At 68.8% G+C, this 15,987-nt stretch carries 16 protein-coding genes; 12 read left to right on the top strand and 4 right to left on the bottom strand.

Annotation, left to right across the window (positions count from 1 at the left end; genetic code table 11):
- Positions 1 to 24 precede the first annotated feature (24 nt).
- On the top strand, positions 25 to 738 hold the full coding sequence (locus ATM97_RS23425) for a DsbA family oxidoreductase (protein ID WP_218720199.1): 714 nt from the start codon (positions 25 to 27) through the stop codon (positions 736 to 738).
- A 4-nt stretch (positions 739 to 742) separates the two neighbouring features.
- Here the strand turns inward: ATM97_RS23425 and ATM97_RS23420 are convergent, their stop codons facing one another.
- Positions 743 to 1,792 (bottom strand): glucose 1-dehydrogenase, encoded by a 1,050-nt coding sequence (locus ATM97_RS23420; protein ID WP_218720198.1) that lies wholly within the window; start codon positions 1,790 to 1,792, stop codon positions 743 to 745.
- 213 nt (positions 1,793 to 2,005) lie between these two features.
- On the opposite strand from ATM97_RS23420, the gene ATM97_RS23415 reads away from it, so the two are divergent.
- The 9 genes from ATM97_RS23415 to ATM97_RS23375 all read left to right on the top strand — a co-directional run bounded on the left by ATM97_RS23415 (position 2,006) and on the right by ATM97_RS23375 (position 9,902).
- On the top strand, positions 2,006 to 3,046 hold the full coding sequence (locus tag ATM97_RS23415) for an NAD(P)-dependent alcohol dehydrogenase (RefSeq protein ID WP_218720197.1): 1,041 nt from the start codon (positions 2,006 to 2,008) through the stop codon (positions 3,044 to 3,046).
- Between the two features lie 71 nt (positions 3,047 to 3,117).
- Positions 3,118 to 3,903 (top strand): N-acetylmuramoyl-L-alanine amidase-like domain-containing protein, encoded by a 786-nt coding sequence (locus tag ATM97_RS23410; RefSeq protein ID WP_218720196.1) that lies wholly within the window; start codon positions 3,118 to 3,120, stop codon positions 3,901 to 3,903.
- 28 nt (positions 3,904 to 3,931) lie between these two features.
- Positions 3,932 to 4,489 (top strand): cysteine hydrolase family protein, encoded by a 558-nt coding sequence (locus ATM97_RS23405; RefSeq protein ID WP_218720195.1) that lies wholly within the window; start codon positions 3,932 to 3,934, stop codon positions 4,487 to 4,489.
- A gap of 17 nt (positions 4,490 to 4,506) precedes the next feature.
- A complete protein-coding gene (locus ATM97_RS23400; RefSeq protein WP_218720194.1) occupies positions 4,507 to 5,049 on the top strand; it encodes a class I SAM-dependent methyltransferase in 543 nt (180 codons plus the stop codon).
- 9 nt (positions 5,050 to 5,058) lie between these two features.
- The gene (locus tag ATM97_RS23395) at positions 5,059 to 5,499 is read left to right on the top strand and encodes a MerR family transcriptional regulator (RefSeq protein ID WP_218720193.1); all 441 of its coding nucleotides are present in this window, start codon (positions 5,059 to 5,061) and stop codon (positions 5,497 to 5,499) included.
- A gap of 13 nt (positions 5,500 to 5,512) precedes the next feature.
- Complete coding sequence (locus ATM97_RS23390) at positions 5,513 to 5,953, top strand: helix-turn-helix transcriptional regulator (RefSeq protein ID WP_218720192.1); 441 nt, start codon at positions 5,513 to 5,515, stop codon at positions 5,951 to 5,953.
- Between the two features lie 10 nt (positions 5,954 to 5,963).
- Positions 5,964 to 6,374, top strand: coding sequence for a VOC family protein (locus ATM97_RS23385; protein ID WP_218720191.1), 411 nt, complete (start codon positions 5,964 to 5,966; stop codon positions 6,372 to 6,374).
- A 57-nt stretch (positions 6,375 to 6,431) separates the two neighbouring features.
- Positions 6,432 to 8,816: an excinuclease ABC subunit UvrA gene (locus tag ATM97_RS23380; protein WP_218720190.1), complete on the top strand. Its 2,385-nt coding sequence runs from the start codon at positions 6,432 to 6,434 to the stop codon at positions 8,814 to 8,816.
- 303 nt (positions 8,817 to 9,119) lie between these two features.
- The gene (locus tag ATM97_RS23375) at positions 9,120 to 9,902 is read left to right on the top strand and encodes a carbonic anhydrase (RefSeq protein ID WP_218720189.1); all 783 of its coding nucleotides are present in this window, start codon (positions 9,120 to 9,122) and stop codon (positions 9,900 to 9,902) included.
- A 9-nt stretch (positions 9,903 to 9,911) separates the two neighbouring features.
- Here ATM97_RS23375 and ATM97_RS23370 read toward each other — a convergent pair whose 3' ends face one another.
- Positions 9,912 to 10,502 carry a TetR/AcrR family transcriptional regulator gene (locus ATM97_RS23370; RefSeq protein ID WP_218720188.1) on the bottom strand — a complete coding sequence of 197 codons (591 nt, stop codon included), beginning with the start codon at positions 10,500 to 10,502 and terminating at the stop codon, positions 9,912 to 9,914.
- Between the two features lie 78 nt (positions 10,503 to 10,580).
- On the opposite strand from ATM97_RS23370, the gene ATM97_RS23365 reads away from it, so the two are divergent.
- Together ATM97_RS23365 and ATM97_RS23360 are read left to right on the top strand one after the other, a co-directional pair.
- Positions 10,581 to 11,888, top strand: a complete 1,308-nt coding sequence (locus ATM97_RS23365; protein WP_255588262.1) for an ABC transporter permease — start codon at positions 10,581 to 10,583, stop codon at positions 11,886 to 11,888.
- A gap of 40 nt (positions 11,889 to 11,928) precedes the next feature.
- Positions 11,929 to 13,722: a long-chain fatty acid--CoA ligase gene (locus tag ATM97_RS23360; protein ID WP_218720187.1), complete on the top strand. Its 1,794-nt coding sequence runs from the start codon at positions 11,929 to 11,931 to the stop codon at positions 13,720 to 13,722.
- Positions 13,723 to 14,148: 426 nt separating this feature from the next.
- Here the strand turns inward: ATM97_RS23360 and ATM97_RS23355 are convergent, their stop codons facing one another.
- Positions 14,149 to 14,502, bottom strand: a complete 354-nt coding sequence (locus tag ATM97_RS23355; protein WP_218720186.1) for a hypothetical protein — start codon at positions 14,500 to 14,502, stop codon at positions 14,149 to 14,151.
- A 170-nt stretch (positions 14,503 to 14,672) separates the two neighbouring features.
- On the bottom strand, positions 14,673 to 15,911 hold the full coding sequence (locus ATM97_RS23350; protein WP_218720185.1) for a CdaR family transcriptional regulator: 1,239 nt from the start codon (positions 15,909 to 15,911) through the stop codon (positions 14,673 to 14,675).
- Positions 15,912 to 15,987 lie beyond the last annotated feature (76 nt).

Below are 15,987 nucleotides of genomic sequence, written 5' to 3'. Positions count from 1 at the left end.
TTTCGTGTGCCGGAGGAGGCCCGCTTGACCACCAGAGTAGAGATCTGGACCGACATCAACTGCCCGTTCTGCTACCTCGGGAAGGCGCGCTTCGAGCAGGCGCTGGCCGAGTTCGACCATCGCGACGACGTCGAGGTCGTGCACCGGTCCTTCGAACTCGATCCTGCCCTGCCCGCCGACGAGACCGGACCGGTGATCCCGCGCATCGCCGCCAAGTACGGCATCAGCGTCGACCAGGCCGCCGCCAACGAGCGCAACATCGGCGCCCAGGCCGCCCAGCTCGGCCTGCCCTACCAGACCTCCGGTCGCGACTACGGCAACAGCTTCGACATGCACCGGCTGCTGCACTTCGCCCTCGACCAGGGCAAGCAGGACGCGCTGCTCGACGCCCTGTACGCCGCCAACTTCGCCGAAGCCGAGCCGGTCTTCGCCGACACCGAGCGCCTCGTCACCCTTGCGGTCCGCGCCGGCCTCGCCGAGACGGCCGTGCGCGAGGTCCTGGCCGACCCGCGGGCCTACGCCGACGCCGTCCGCCAAGACGAACGCGAAGCCGCCCAGCTCGGCGCCACCGGCGTGCCGTTCTTCGTCTTCGACAACAAGTACGCCGTCTCCGGCGCCCAGCCCACCGAGGTCTTCACCCAGGCCCTGACCACCGCTTGGAACGACCGTCCGGCACCGCTGGTGCCGGCCACCGACGCCGACGGCGACACCTGCGGCCCGGACGGCTGCGCGATCTGACGGACTACAGGTCGATGACGACCTTGATATCGGTGTGATCACCCGGATCGAACGCCTCGAGCGCGCGCTCCAACGGCAGCCGCCGGGTGATCAACCGGGCCAGCCACGCCGGATCGGCCTTCGCCAGCGACTCCGCGGCCAGCTGGTAGTGGTGCCGGTTGGCGTTGACCGAACCGAACACGACGGCGTTGTCGAGCACGATATTGCGGTTGAGCGCACCCACGTCGACCGGGGAATCCTTGCCCGCCGCCGTCACCCCGGTCAGGCAGACGATCGAGCCCGGAGTGTTGAGCTGCATCAACTGCAAAGTGACCGCCGCCGCGCCCGTCGCCTCGATCACCACGTCCGGATTGATCTTCTCGGCGACCTCCCCGGCGGGCCCGGTATGGAACGTGCCCCCGAGATCGGCCACCAGACCGGGTTTCGGCCCGTCGGTCGATCGGTCGAGCACATGCACATCCAGCCCCCGCTGCGCGCCGAGCATCGCCGCCAACAGGCCGATCGGCCCCGCGCCGGTGACCATCACCGTCTTCGGTTCGAACCAGGCCCGGTTGTTGATCCGCTCGATCTGATCCCACGCCTTGGCCACCACCGTCGTCGGCTCCATCAGCACCCCGACCTCGGCCAGCGACGGATCCAGCTTCACCGTGTAGTCGGCGTCGACGACCCACGCGGTGGAGCCGTACCCGTCGATCTGCTTGATCCCGCGTTCCACGTACTGGCCGTTGCGGCACATGTCGAATTCCCCACGCGCACACGCCCCGCACGGTTGCGGGTCCGGCCTGCGCACGATCCCGACGACGAGATCGCCCGGCGCGAAATCACTTCCGGCCGGCGCGGTCCGTACCTTGCCCAGCGACTCGTGTCCGAGGATCAGCCGTTCCCGACCCGGCGGCGCCCATCCGTACACTCCCGACGCGATTTCGCGATCGGTGCCGCAGATGCCCAGCGAAACCCCGTCCACCAGCAACTCGTTCGGCCCGGCCACCGGATCCGGCACATCCTGCACGCTCAGCGAACCGGGCTGATCTGGAACAACGGTCAAAGCACGCATGTCGCTTTCCCTTCCGCCGCACCGGGCGATGCTGTCGACAAACTTGCACGAGCAACTCGTTCGCGAACCCGCGGAGAATACGCACTACCTGCGCCAACGGTACGGGAAGCGGTTCATCTCCCGCAGTAGCGCGATGATCGTGAATCGCTTGCAATCTCCCCGGACCTGCTGCGACGATCGACGAGAGCAGCCCCGTCGACGTGGGAGGTCACCGTGCGAGCCGTGCAGTACCGAACCCCGGGCGCAGCCCCCGAAGTCGTCACCGTGCCCGACCCCGAACCCGGGCCAGGCCAGATCCTGCTGAAAGTCGCCGCCGCCGGGGTGTGCCACTCCGACATCGCCGTCATGAGCCTGCCCGCCGACCACCTCGGCTTCCCGCTGCCACTGACCCTCGGCCACGAAGGCGCGGGCACCGTCGCCGCGGTCGGCGCCGGCGTGGAAGGTGTCGAGATCGGCGCCATGATGGCGGTGTACGGGCCGTGGGGATGCGGACGGTGCCGCATGTGCACCCGCGGCGCCGAGAACTACTGCCTGCGCGCCGCGGAACTCGGCATCTTCCCGCCCGGCCTCGGGGCCCCCGGCGCGATGGCCGAGTACCTGATCATCGACGACGCCCGCCACCTCGTGCCGATGGGCGAGCTCGATCCCGTCCAGAACGTCTCGCTCACCGACGCCGGACTCACCCCCTACCACGCGATCACGTTGTCGCTGCCCAAGCTCGTGCCCGGCAGCACCACCGTCGTCATCGGCGCCGGCGGCCTCGGCCACGTCGCCATCCAGCTACTGCGGGCCATGACCGCCACCCGCGTCATCGCCCTCGATGTCTCCGAGGACCGGCTCGACCTCGCCCGCCGGGTCGGCGCCCACGACACCGTCCTGTCCGACGCCTCGGCCGCCGAGAAGATCCGCGCCCTCACCGACGGCGAAGGCGCCCAGGTCGTCCTCGACTTCGTCGGGGCGCCGGCCACGACCGCCACCGCCGCCGCCGCGGCGGGCATCGCCGCCGACATCGCCGTCGTCGGGCTCGGGGGCGGTACGGTCGCCGTCGGCTTCGGCTCCCCGCCCTACGAGACGACCGTGCGCTCACCGTATTGGGGCACCCGCACCGAACTCATCGAAGTCCTCGAGATCGCCCGCCGTGGCGAGGTGTCGGTCCACGTGGAGACCTTCACCCTCGATGAAGCCCCGCTGGCCTATGAGCGCCTGCACGCGGGACATATCACCGGACGCGCGGTCATCGTTCCCGACGCCTGAGACGACGACACCGGGTCGGCTACGGTGGAGACCGCTCGCACCGATCGACCGTTTGGCTGCTGGGAGGCGTCTTGCGCATCATCGTCCGGATCCTGCTCGTGCTCGCCGCCCTGGTCTGCGCCGCCGCGCCCGCCCTGGCCACCCCGGCCATCGACGACACCACCGGCCGCAAGATCGACGAACTGCTCGCCGTGCGCGCCGAAGCGGGCGCGATCAGCCGAGCCGAGCTGCTCGCCCGGCTCTCCGGCCACCTGCTCGGCACCCCCTACGGCCCGAACATGCTCATCGGATCGGCCACCGAGCCCGAACAACTCGTCATCGACCTGCGCCGCGTCGACTGCTTCACCTACCTCGACTATCTCGACGCCGCGTCCCGCTCGGCCGATCGCGACCAGTTCGTCGCCAACCTCGTCGCCACCCGCTACGTCGACAGCCGCGTCGAGTTCACCCAGCGCAAGCACTTCTTCACCGACTGGGCGAGCACCGGGCGCATCGCCGCCACCGATATCACCGCCGGTCTGAGTCCCGCCGCGGTCACCGTCACCAAGCACCTCAATGCCACCGCCGACGGCGGCACCTACCTGCCGGGCCTGCCCGTCGTCGACCGCGCGATCACCCACATTCCCGCGGCCGCCGTCGACGGGGCAGTGATGGCCGCACTGCGCACGGGTGACTTCGTCGGCGCCTACACCCCCGACGCCGGCCTCGACGTCACCCACGTCGGCATCATCGTCCAGACCGCCGACGGCCCGATGTTCCGCAACGCCTCCTCGCTGGCCGCCTACCAGGTCGTCGACACCCCGCTGGCCGACTACGTCCGGACCACGCCGGGCATCGTCGTCCTGCGTCCGCTCTGAACACCCCACCGTCACCGAGGAATCCGCCGTGACCACGCTGCCCGACCGCCCCGGCACCGCCCTGCTCGTCGTCGACGTCCAGAACGGCGTCGTCGAAGCGGCGATCCGCCGCGACGAGGTGGTCGCCAACATCGCCGCACTCGTCGACCGGGCTCGCACCGCCTCGGTGCCGGTGATCTGGATCCAGCACTCCGCCGAAGATCTGGTCACCGGGACCGAGGCCTGGCAGTACGTCCCCGAACTGACCCGCCGCGACGACGAACCCGTCGTCCCCAAGCGCTACGGCGACTCCTTCGAGGACACGCCCCTCGAAGAGCTGCTCGCCGCGGCCGGTGCCGGGCACCTCGTCGTCACCGGCGCCGAGTCCGACGCGTGCGTCCGCTCCACCATCCACGGCGCGTTCGTGCGCGGCTACGACGTCACCCTCGTCGCCGACGCCCACACCACCTTCGACAAGACCCCCTGGGGCGCACCGCAACCCGCCGAGGTCATCGCCCACACCAACCTCTACTGGCAGTACCAGCGGGCGCCCGGGCGCACCGCCGCCGTCCGCCCGACCGCGGAGCTTGACTTCAGGTCGACCTGAACCGGCACGGTGGTCCCATGACCACCTTCGACCACGCCCGCAGCCTCGGCTACGACCGCCGCGCCACCCGCCTGCTCGGCAGCCTCTACCGGCGCATCGCCACCGACATCGACGCCGCCACCACACCCGGCGCCACCGTCGCCGACATCGGCACCGGCCCGGGAAAGCTGCTGTCCTGCTTGGCGACCCGACGCCCCGACCTGCGCCTGCACGGCATCGACCTGTCCCCACACATGATCGAGATCGCCCGCCGGCACCTGTCCGCTCCCGTCGAGCTGGCCGTCGCCGACGTCACCGATCTCCCGTATCCCGACACGAGCATCGACCTCGCCGTGTCCAGCCTGAGCATGCACGAATGGCCCGACCTCGACCCGGCCGCCCACGAACTGCACCGCATCCTGCGCCCCGGCGCCACCCTCGCCGTCTACGACTTCCGATTCGCCCGCACCGCGGCCGTCCAGGACTCGCTGCGCGCACGATTCGGCACCGTCGAGTCCACCGCGATCCGCCTGCCCTGGCATCCCGTCGCCGTCGTCACCCGCTACCTCGCCACCGCCTAGGCTCGACGGATGACGGGCGAGCACACCACGATCGGCACGGCCGCGGCCCGGTTCGGACTCGCCACCCACGTCCTCCGGCACTGGGAGGACCGCGGGTTGCTCACCCCGGGCCGCGACTCGGCGGGCCGACGCCGCTACCGCGACACCGACCTCGACACCATCGCCATGATCGTCCTGGGCAAGAAGGCCGGACTGTCCCTGGACGACCTGGCCCTCCTGTTCACCCAGGCACCCGACCGGGTTACCCGCAGGCAGGTACTGCACGCCCACCGGGCCCGCCTCGCCGACCAGCTGGCTCGCACCCGCGCCGCCCTCGACGCCGTCACCCACGTCCTCGACTGCGACGCCGAGGACTTCCGCACCTGCCCGCACTTCCGCGACCAGGTCGCCGCCGTCCGATCGCCGAGGGCGGCGCACCCGGCCCTGCTGGGCAACCCTGCCCCGACATGAGACGATCGCGCATGTGACCAGCACGCCGGAGCGGCCCCAGCACCTGCGGGACCTGGCCCTGCTGCGCCGGGTCCGCGACCGCATCGACCGCGAATACGCGCAACCGCTCGACGTCGAGGCGCTCGCGCGCGGCGTGCACATGTCCGCCGGGCACCTCAGCCGCCAGTTCCGCCTCGCCTACGGCGAATCGCCCTACTCGTACCTGATGACCCGCCGCATCGAACGCGCCATGGCCTTGCTGCGCCGCGGCGACCTGAGCGTCACCGAGGTCTGCTTCGCCGTCGGATCGTCGTCACTGGGCACCTTCAGCACCCGCTTCACCGAACTCGTCGGCGTCCCGCCGAGCGTCTACCGGCAGGAGGCGCTGGCGACCCAGGGCATGCCGTCGTGCGTGGTCAAGAAGGTGACCAGACCGATCAGGAATCGAGAAGCGCCGGTCTCCCGCGACAATTAGCGTGGTCGCCATGAACATCACCATTCACCAGAGCTACCTGCCCCAGGACGACCCCGATGCCGCCCTCGCCTTCTACCGCGACGCGCTCGGCTTCGAAGTCCGCAACGACGTCGGCTACAACGGCATGCGCTGGATCACCGTCGGCCCGGCGGACCAGCCCAGCACCTCCATCGTGCTGCACCCGCCCGCCGCCGACCCCGGCATCACCGACGAGGAACGCCGCGTCATCACCGAGATGATGGCCAAAGGCACCTACGCCGGCATCAACCTCGCCACCGACGACCTCGACGGCCTGTTCGAGAAGCTCCAAGCGGGCGACGTCGAAGTCGTACAGGAGCCCACCGATCAGCCCTACGGCATCCGCGACTGCGCCTTCCGCGATCCCGCGGGCAACATGGTCCGCATCCAGCAGACCAAGTAAGCACCCCCGCCGGTAGATTCGAGAAACCGGCGACGCCGACCGACCTGAGGGAGATCCATGAGCACGGCCAAGAAGTCCAGCACCGCGACCGTGGAGCCGGCCGACGCCCACGACCTGATCCGGGTGCACGGCGCCCGCGTGAACAACCTGCGCGACATCAGCGTCGAGATCCCCAAGCGCAGGCTCACGGTCTTCACCGGCGTCTCCGGCTCCGGCAAGAGCTCGCTCGTCTTCGGCACCATCGCCGCCGAATCCCAGCGCCTCATCAACGAGACCTACAGCGCCTTCGTGCAGGGCTTCATGCCCAGCCAGTCGCGCCCCGACGTCGACGTCCTCGAGGGCCTCACCACCGCCATCCTGGTCGACCAGTCCCGCCTCGGCGCCGACCCGCGCTCCACCGTCGGCACCGTCACCGACGCCAACGCCATGCTGCGCATCCTGTTCAGCCGCCTCGGCGACCCGCACATCGGCTCCTCGCAGGCCTTCTCCTTCAATGTCGCCTCCATCAGCGGCTCCGGCGCGGTCGCCGTGGAGAAGCACGGCGTCACCGTCAAGGAACGCCGCAGCTTCACCATCACCGGCGGCATGTGTCCCACCTGCGAGGGCAAGGGCACCGTCAACGACATCGACCTGACCCAGCTCTACGACGAGAACAAATCCCTCGACGAGGGCGCCCTCACCATCCCCGGCTACAGCATGGATGGCTGGATGGGCCGGATCTTCAAGGGCAGCGGCTTCTTCGACCCCGCCAAGCCGATCAAGAAGTACACCAAGAAGCAACTCGCCGACCTGCTCTACAAGGAACCGACCAAGATCAAGGTCGACGGCATCAACCTCACCTACGAGGGCCTGATCCCCAAGATCCGCAAGTCCATGCTGTCCAAGGACGTCGAAGCACTGCAACCGCACGTGCGCGCCTTCGTCGAACGCGCCGTCACCTTCGGCACCTGCCCCGACTGCGACGGCACCCGCCTGTCCGCCGAAGCCCGCTCGTCCAAGATCGACGGCGTCAGCATCGCCGACGCCTGCGCGATGCAGATCACCGATCTCGCCGAATGGGTCAAGAGCATCGAAGACCCCTCGGTCGCCCCGCTGCTGGAATCGCTGCGCCAGACCCTCGACTCGTTCGTCGAGATCGGCCTCGGCTACCTGTCGCTGTCGCGGCCCTCGGGCACCCTCTCCGGCGGTGAAGCCCAGCGCGTCAAGATGATCCGGCACCTCGGCTCCTCGCTCACCGACGTCACCTACGTCTTCGACGAGCCCACCGCCGGCCTGCACCCGCACGACATCCAGCGCATGAACGACCTGCTGCTGCGCCTGCGCGACAAGGGCAACACCGTCCTGGTCGTCGAGCACAAGCCCGAGACCATCGCCATCGCCGACCACATCGTCGACCTCGGTCCCGCCGCGGGCTCCAAGGGCGGCACCATCTGCTTCGAAGGCAGCGTCGACGGCCTGCGCGCCAGCAAGACCGTCACCGGCCGCCATTTCGACGACCGGGCCGCCGTCAAGGACACAGTCCGCACCGCCACCGGCGCGTTGCAGATCCGCGGCGCGACGGCCAACAACCTGCGCGAGGTCGATGTCGACATCCCGCTCGGCGTACTGGTCGCGATCACCGGGGTCGCGGGTTCGGGCAAGAGCTCGCTCGTGCACGGCTCCATCCCGATCGACGAGGGCGTCATCTCCATCGACCAGGCACCCATCAAGGGCTCCCGGCGCAGCAACCCCGCCACCTACACCGGCCTGCTCGACCACATCCGCAAGGCCTTCGCCAAGGCCACCGGCGCCAAGCCTGCCCTGTTCAGCGCCAACTCCGAAGGCGCGTGCCCGAACTGCAACGGCGCCGGCGTCGTCTACACCGACCTGGCCATGATGGCCGGGGTGTCCACCGTGTGTGAGGTGTGCGAGGGCAAGCGGTTCATGGCCGAGGTGCTCGAGTACACCTTCGCGGGCAAGAACATCAGCGAGGTGCTGTCGATGCCCGTCGACGAGGCTCGCGAGTTCTTCGGCGAGGGGGAGGCCAAGACCCTCGCCGCCCACAAGATCCTCACCCACCTCACCGAGGTCGGCCTCGGCTACCTCACCATCGGCCAGCCGCTCACCACCCTGTCCGGCGGTGAACGACAGCGCCTGAAGCTCGCCACCCACATGTCCGACAAGGGCGGCGTCTACATCCTCGACGAGCCGACCACCGGCCTGCACCTGGCCGATGTCGAACAGCTGCTCGGCCTGCTGGACCGGCTCGTCGACGCGGGCAAGTCGGTCATCGTCGTCGAGCACCACCAGGCCGTGATGGCCCACTCCGACTGGATCATCGACCTGGGCCCCGGCGCCGGTCACGACGGTGGCCGGATCGTCTTCGAAGGCACGCCCGCCGATCTCGTCGCCGCCCGATCCACCCTCACCGGCGAGCACCTCGCCGACTACGTCGGCGCCTGATTCGCCCGAATCCTCCCTCAGGGCAACGGTCCTGGGGGAGGACCACCTCTTCGGCACCCCGTCCGATGTGACGTATCTCGCCGCCGCGCGCTCTGGTCCGCACCGTACCCACCGGCCTAGCCTGAGAGTCCGTTGCACGCGCGAAATCACCTGCACCAGAGGGATATTCGGTACCAATCGGACATTCCGGCGGCCTTCGATGATGCGCCGATCTCCGCGTGCGCTCTGATCGTTGCGCCGCTGCGGACGCGCCGACTTCCCGGCACCGGACCGGCGGCCGAATCGTGGCAAGGAGTCGCGCCGGTGACACATCGAGTCGTCCTGAACCGCCGCAAGGCGTTCGCCGCCCTGGCATTGCTCGCGACCGCCGGGTGCGGCGCCGCCGACACCACCGCCACCGCGCCACACTGGGACTACGACGCCGAAGGTCCCGACCACTGGGCCGACCTCGACAAGCACTTCGCCACCTGCCGCAACGGCCACGCCCAGTCACCGATCGATCTCCCCGACGCCGCCGAGACGCACCCCGCCGACCACATCGAGATCGTCTACGGGCCCACCCCCACGGCCACCATCACCAACACCGGCCACACCATCCAGACCGCCGTGCCCGCCGACTCGGGCAACCGCATCATCGTCGACGGCACCCCGTTCTCGCTGACCCAGTACCACTTCCATCTACCCAGCGAACACACCGTCGTCGGCGCCGAGACCGCCATGGAACTGCACCTCGTGCACACCGACCGGGCCGGGCGGCTGGCCGTGCTCGCGATCATGTTGCGCGCCCAGCAGGCACCGGCGGCAGTGAGTCGGGTCCTCACCGTCGCACCCGATCGCGTCGGCGCCACCCGCACGCTCAGCAACGTCGACCCCCGCACGTTCCTGCCCGCGGAGCTCGCCCAGTTCCGCTACGAAGGCTCACTCACCACGCCGCCGTGCACCGAGGGCGTGGCGTGGATCGTGCTGCGCACGCCGAGTCCTGTCGCGGTGGCCGACGTCGACCGGTATCGCGCCCTGTTCCCGCACAGCAACCGGCCCACGCAGCCGCGCAACGGCCGCCCTGTCATCCTCGCGGGCACCGAATAGAAGGTCTCGTCACGACCGGGGGAGTAGCCCCAGGGTCATGTGCCGGACCAGATCGTCGAGGAGCTGCTCGGAGTCGTAGTCGGCGGTATAGCCCGACCCGACGAAGGTCGCCAGGCCCTGCACGGCCGCGAGCGCGGTGACACCGAGACGTTTCGGGTCACCGGGCACGATCTCCCCGGCGGCCTGGCCTTCGGCGATGAGCGCGATCGGGATGGCGAAGGCACGCTCCGCGGCCGCCTGGATCTCGGTGTCGGTGGAGCTGTGCCTGCGCGCGAACATCAGCGGCAGCAACTCCGGATTGTCCAGCGCGAACCGCAGATAGGCCCGGGCGAAGGTCTGGAGCCGCGTGGTGATCGGCCCGGCGGTCACGGCCTGTTCGAAGCAGTCGCCGAGCCGTTCCAGGCCGCTGACGGCCAGTGCGTCGAGCAGTGCCTGCTTGTCGCGGAAATGCCGGCTCGGGGCCGCGTGGCTGACACCGGTGTCGCGGGCCAGCTGACGCAGCGACAAGCCGTCCGCGCCGACCATGCGCAGCGCCGCCTCGGCGTGCTGCAGCAGTGCGGCCCGGAGGTCTCCGTGGTGGTAGCGCGAATGCAAGGACATGGTGGTAGCAGGATATCCGACATGCGCCGAATGTTTGCATTGACTACTTTGTAGTCGCTGACTACATTGACGGGTGCCATGACTGACAACACCGCGCCGACGCGCCCGCCGAGCAGCATGCCGATCCGCGAGTGGTTGGCACCGATCACGCTGGTCACCGTGCTGGCCGCGCTCCTGGGCACCATGTACCTCGGCTACACCGCCGACCCCCAGAAGCACCTGCACGACTTCCCGATCGCCGTCGTCAACCAGGACGTCGGCGACACCCTCGCCGGCCAGCCCACCAACCTCGGCGCCCAGATCAGCACGGCACTGGGGGAGAACATCCCCGCCGACAAGATCGACCTGCGCGCCGTCGGCCTCAACGAAGCGCAACGACAGCTGCGCAACGGCGAGGTGTACGGCGCCATCGTCATCCCCGGCGACTTCACCAAACGCGTCGCCATCCTCGGCACGGCATCGATCGTCCCCGGCACCGTCGAACAGCCGATCATCTCGGTCCTGACCAACCCCCGCGCGGGCACCCTCGCCGCCCAGATCATGGAAACGATCGCCGACCAGGCCATGACCCAGGTCAACACCACCGTCGGCACCCAGCTCACCGACCAGGTCCGCGGCGCCATCGGCACCGCACCGCTCAGCGGCGCCGCCCAGCTGCAGCTCACCCAGCCCATCGACGTCGTCGTCACCCCGTACCACCCCCTGCCCGAAGGCACCGGCCAAGGACTCGCGGCGTTCTTCTACACCCTCGTTCTGCTGATCGTCGGCTTCAGCGGCGCGATGATGATCAACTCCCTCGTCGACGGCTCCCTCGGCTTCGTCCCCGCCGAATACGGCCCCTGGCACAAGCGAACCGCCCGGGCCCAGATCAGCCGCTGGCGCACCCTGCTCATCAAATGGGGGATCGCCGCCATCAGCGCACCCCTGGCCTCCGGCGTGTTCCTCGGCGTCGGCGCCCTGCTCGACATGACCATCGAACGACCGCTGATGCTGTTCCTCTACGGCACCCTGGCCATCACCGCCATCGCCGTCACCGGACTGTCGGTCATGGCCGCCTTCGGCACCGCCGGCCTGATGATCAACCTCATCGTCTTCGTCGTCCTGGGCATCCCGTCGTCCTCGGGCACCATCCCGCTCGAGGCCACCCCGCGCTGGATCGCCGACCTGGCCGCCTTCGAACCCATGCATCAGATCTACCTCGCCGTGCGCGCCATCCTGTTCTTCGACGGCCACCTCGAAGCAGGCATGAGCCAGGGCCTGTGGATGACCCTCGTCGGCCTCGCGATCGGACTGATCCTCGGCGCCGTCGCCACCCACACCTACGACCTGCGCGGCCTGCATCGCCTCGGCCTCGACCAGCGCCAGGAACCGGCCACCGCGCAGTAGCGCACACCTCGAATCGATACCCCCACGCGGAAGGCACCCGATGCGCGAGTTCGAAGCCCCGGCTTCCTACACCGTTCCAGAACACGCGAACAACTCCGACAGCGTGTTCCGGCACGCCGAGCACTCGCCGGACACGGTGCTTTTCAACGTCGACACCGGCGACGGCGGACTCACCGACGTCACCGCCGCGGCATTCGCCCGCACCGTCACCGATGTCGCCAAGGGCCTCATCGCCTCCGGCGTCGGACTCGGCGACCGGGTCGCCATCATGGCACCCACCCGCTACGAGTGGGTGGTCCTCGACCACGCCATCTGGGCCGCGGGCGGCTGCACCGTCGCCATCTACGACAGCTCCGCCGCCGAGCAGGCCAAGTGGATCCTGCAGGACTCCGCGACCCAGCTGCTGGTGGTCGACAGCGACAAGCACCGTCGGGTCATCGACCAGATCGACCGCGCCGCTCTCCCCGAGCTGACCGAAATCCTGCAGATCGACCAGGGCGCCGTCGCGGAGCTGACAGCGCGCGGCGCCGACCTCGACGACGAGGCGGTCCACACCCGTCGCGCCCAGGTCTACGCCAGCTCCCCGGCCACCCTGATCTACACCTCGGGCACCACGGGACGCCCCAAGGGCGTGTTGCTGTCCCACGCGAACCTCTACGCGGAGTCGAAGTCCGACCGGATCGCCTTGGCGGAGTTCGTCACCGAAGGCAACCGGTCGCTGATGTTCCTGCCGCTCGCGCACGTGTTCGCCCGCGCGGTCACCCTGGCCGCCCTCGACGCCAAAGTGATCGTGGCGTTCAGCTCCGATTGGTCCACGCTCGTCGACCAATTCGGCAGTTTCCGGCCGGACTTCATCCTGGCGGTGCCGCGCGTATTCGAGAAGGTCTTCAACGGTGCCCAGCAGAAGGCACACGCCGGCGGCAGGGGCCGGATCTTCGACCGCGCCACCGAGACCGCCATCGCCTGGAGCGAATCGCTGGACAGCGGCGGACCGGGACTCCTGCGCAAGCTCGAGCACGCCCTGTTCGACAAGCTGGTATACCGGCAGCTGCGTGGCGCGCTCGGCGGCCGCTGCGGTGCGGCGGTGTCCGGTGGCGGACCGCTCGGCGCCCGCCTCGGCCACTTCTTCCGCGGTGTGGGCATTCCCATCTACGAGGGCTACGGGCTCACCGAGACCACTGCCGCGATCACCGTGAACACCCCACGAAACACCCGGGTCGGCACCGTGGGCCGCCCGACCGACGGCCACGGAATCAAGATCGCCGACGACGGTGAGCTCCTGCTGCGTGGCCCGGTGGTGTTCCGCGAGTACTGGGGCAACCCCGACGCGACCGCCGAGGCATTCACCGACGGCTGGTTCCGCACGGGTGACCTGGGTGCCATCGACCGTGACGGCTACCTGACCATCACCGGCCGCAAGAAGGAAATCATCGTCACGGCCGGCGGTAAGAACGTCTCGCCGGGCCTGCTGGAAGATTCTCTTCGTTCGCATTCGTTGATCGGTCAAGCGATGGTCGTCGGTGACGGCCGACCTTTTGTCGGCGCCCTGATCACCCTCGACCCGGACGTTCTTCCGGATTGGCGACTCCGCCACAATCTTCCCGCCGACACTTCGGTAGAAACGCTCATCGACGATCCCGACCTCGTCTCCGAGATCGATGCGGCGGTCGCCGCCACCAATACTCACGTGTCGCACGCCGAGGGCATCAAGAAGGTTCGCATTCTGCCGTGCGAGTGGACCGAAGCGACCGGTGAGCTCACTCCGAAGATGTCCCTGAGGCGTGCGGAGGTCATGAAGAAGTACGCCGCCGACGTCGATGCGATGTATTCCTGAGTTTCCCCAGTGCCCTTATTTCGTCACTGTGACGGAATAAGGGCACTGGGGAAGTGGAGGGGGAGTGCGAACCTGTTCACCCCGAGGCCCACGAATTCTTCATTTCGCCACACATGGGGCCGCATGCTGCAGATGCAGGCATTCATCGCGAGTGGTCATTAATGGGCCGCCAGGTGGAAAATGCCGAATTCCGCGTCACATCGCAAAACGTCGACATGGACATCGCGAGTTGTTGCGCGCGATATGACGGCGCGGTGTCAGTCGCCGCGACGGTGGAACGCCGACGAATCGGCACGCAACGCAACACGGCACGTAGTGCATCAATAATGCAAAACACCCGCCCGACCGGCGCCGTTCAAACGCCGATAATGCACATTATGTCAACTAGACCCGACAGCGGTATCGGGATCTTCTCCCCGGTCACCCTTATCGGGGCGTCAGGGTGATGCTGCCGATCTCCACCCCACCGAAATACGCCGGACCCGTGTACCCGCCGCGTCCGTCACTGATCAGTACGACGCGGTGGCCGGGAAAGATGTCGACGTAACCACCGTCGGGTGTCGGCTGAATCGGGTAACGCCCGATCAAGACCAGCTCCCCGCCTTCGACGCGCGCGTCACGTTGCAGGAGCACGATGCCCGCCGACAATGTCGTCGACGTGTAGTTGCCGGGTTCGACGTCGGCCGACGCTGGACCGGCCGTGGCGACGAGTGACGCGGCGCCCACGGCCACCGCGATCACAGCGGTCCGGATCATTGATGGTGTGGCGTGTGTGGACATCGTCAACTCCTGTCACCCGGGTAACCAACTCTACCCCCGCCGACTCCGGTCGAAGGTGCGCGAACACGGCGTCGATACCGAGCCGGCACTCCCCCGGGTTCGGGAGTTCACGGCGTCGCCGCACCTGTCTCGCTCTTCGGGACTGTGCGTCGGGCACAAACCACTGGGAGTCAGATTGTCCGAAAAAGCACGTGACGATACCAGCGGCACACACCGAGGGCGAACCGTAGACGGAAGTTGTCCGCGTCCAAAGTGATTCCGTAGCGGCCGGTGATCTGCTGGATGCGGTACTGCACGGTGTTGCGGTGGACGTCGAGGAGGCGGGCGGTGCTCGAGTAGCTACCGCCCTCGGCGAGGAAGACATCCAGGGTGTGGCGGAGCATGGCCATCTTGGTGCCGTCGGCGGCGAGGGGGCCGAGAACGCGACGGACCAGTCCGGCGAGCTCGTCGGGTTCGTCGGACAGGAGCGCGAACGGGGCGACGGTGTCGAAGTCCACCACCGGCGGCGCGTCCGGCCCGGCGGTGACGGCGAGGTTCTTGGCGCGGGCCGCGCTGCGGGCGGAGGTCCGGAATCCCGGCAGTCCCGCGCCGACGGTGCCGAGAGCGACCTTGACGGGCAGGCCGGACGCCGCGATTCGGTCGCCGATGTCGTCGGGCGCTGTGCGGTGGTCCTCGGTGACCGGGAACCAGATGCGCAGCGCGCGTTCCCCGGTGGCCGCCGCCAGTTCGGCTCCCCTGGCGCCCATCGCCGTGGACAGGAGTTGGCGGGTCTGGTCGAGCGCGCGTGCCGCGTCCGCGCCCGGGGTGTCCGGTGGGGTCCAGGCCTCCGCGGCGAGGTGGCGGCGGTCGAGACGGTAGTCGAGTGCTTCTTCGGCAGCCGGGACGTCGACGTCGTCGCTGTCGAGGAGGCGGGCGATCCACTGCTGCCGGGCGGCTTGGCGGCTGCTGAGCCAGCGGTCGCGTTCGGCTTCGTAGATGCGGCCCATGGACGAGTTGAGGCGGTCCAGGTAGGTGCCGGCGAAGCGGAGCAACTCGGCGATTCTGGCGGCCTGGTCGGGGCCGGGAACGGCGAGGATCAGCCCGATGGCCGCGTCGAGGAGGCGATACTGGCCCAGGCCGTACGCACGCAGCAGGACGGTCAGCGGCACGCCGCGCCGGGCCAGCCGCTGGGCGTAGGCGGCGGCGCCCGCGGGCGGGCTGACGGTGGCCGGGTCGATGTTGTTGGCCAGGACGTACTGCACGACGGCGATGTTCTCCGCGATGCTGGCGGCGCGCAGGTCCGCCAGATCGAAGGCGATGTCGGTCACCGGGATCATCTGCTCGGTGACGCGAATCAGATCCTCGGTGATCGCGTCGGTGAGTGGGCCCAGTGCCTGACCGACCCAGACGAGGGATCCGTACTCTGCCACCGCCCGCTCCGTCCGTTGTACAAAAACCGCCGCCGATATTGTGCCATGCGCACAAATTCTGGCTGGGCAAGGTGCT

Source organism: Nocardia sp. MH4 (genome assembly GCF_019266065.1).
In the GTDB taxonomy this organism is placed as follows: Bacteria; Actinomycetota; Actinomycetes; order Mycobacteriales; family Mycobacteriaceae; genus Nocardia; species Nocardia canadensis.
Note: the sequence above shows the minus strand (reverse complement) of the source record. Positions and strands in the feature narration are given on the sequence as shown.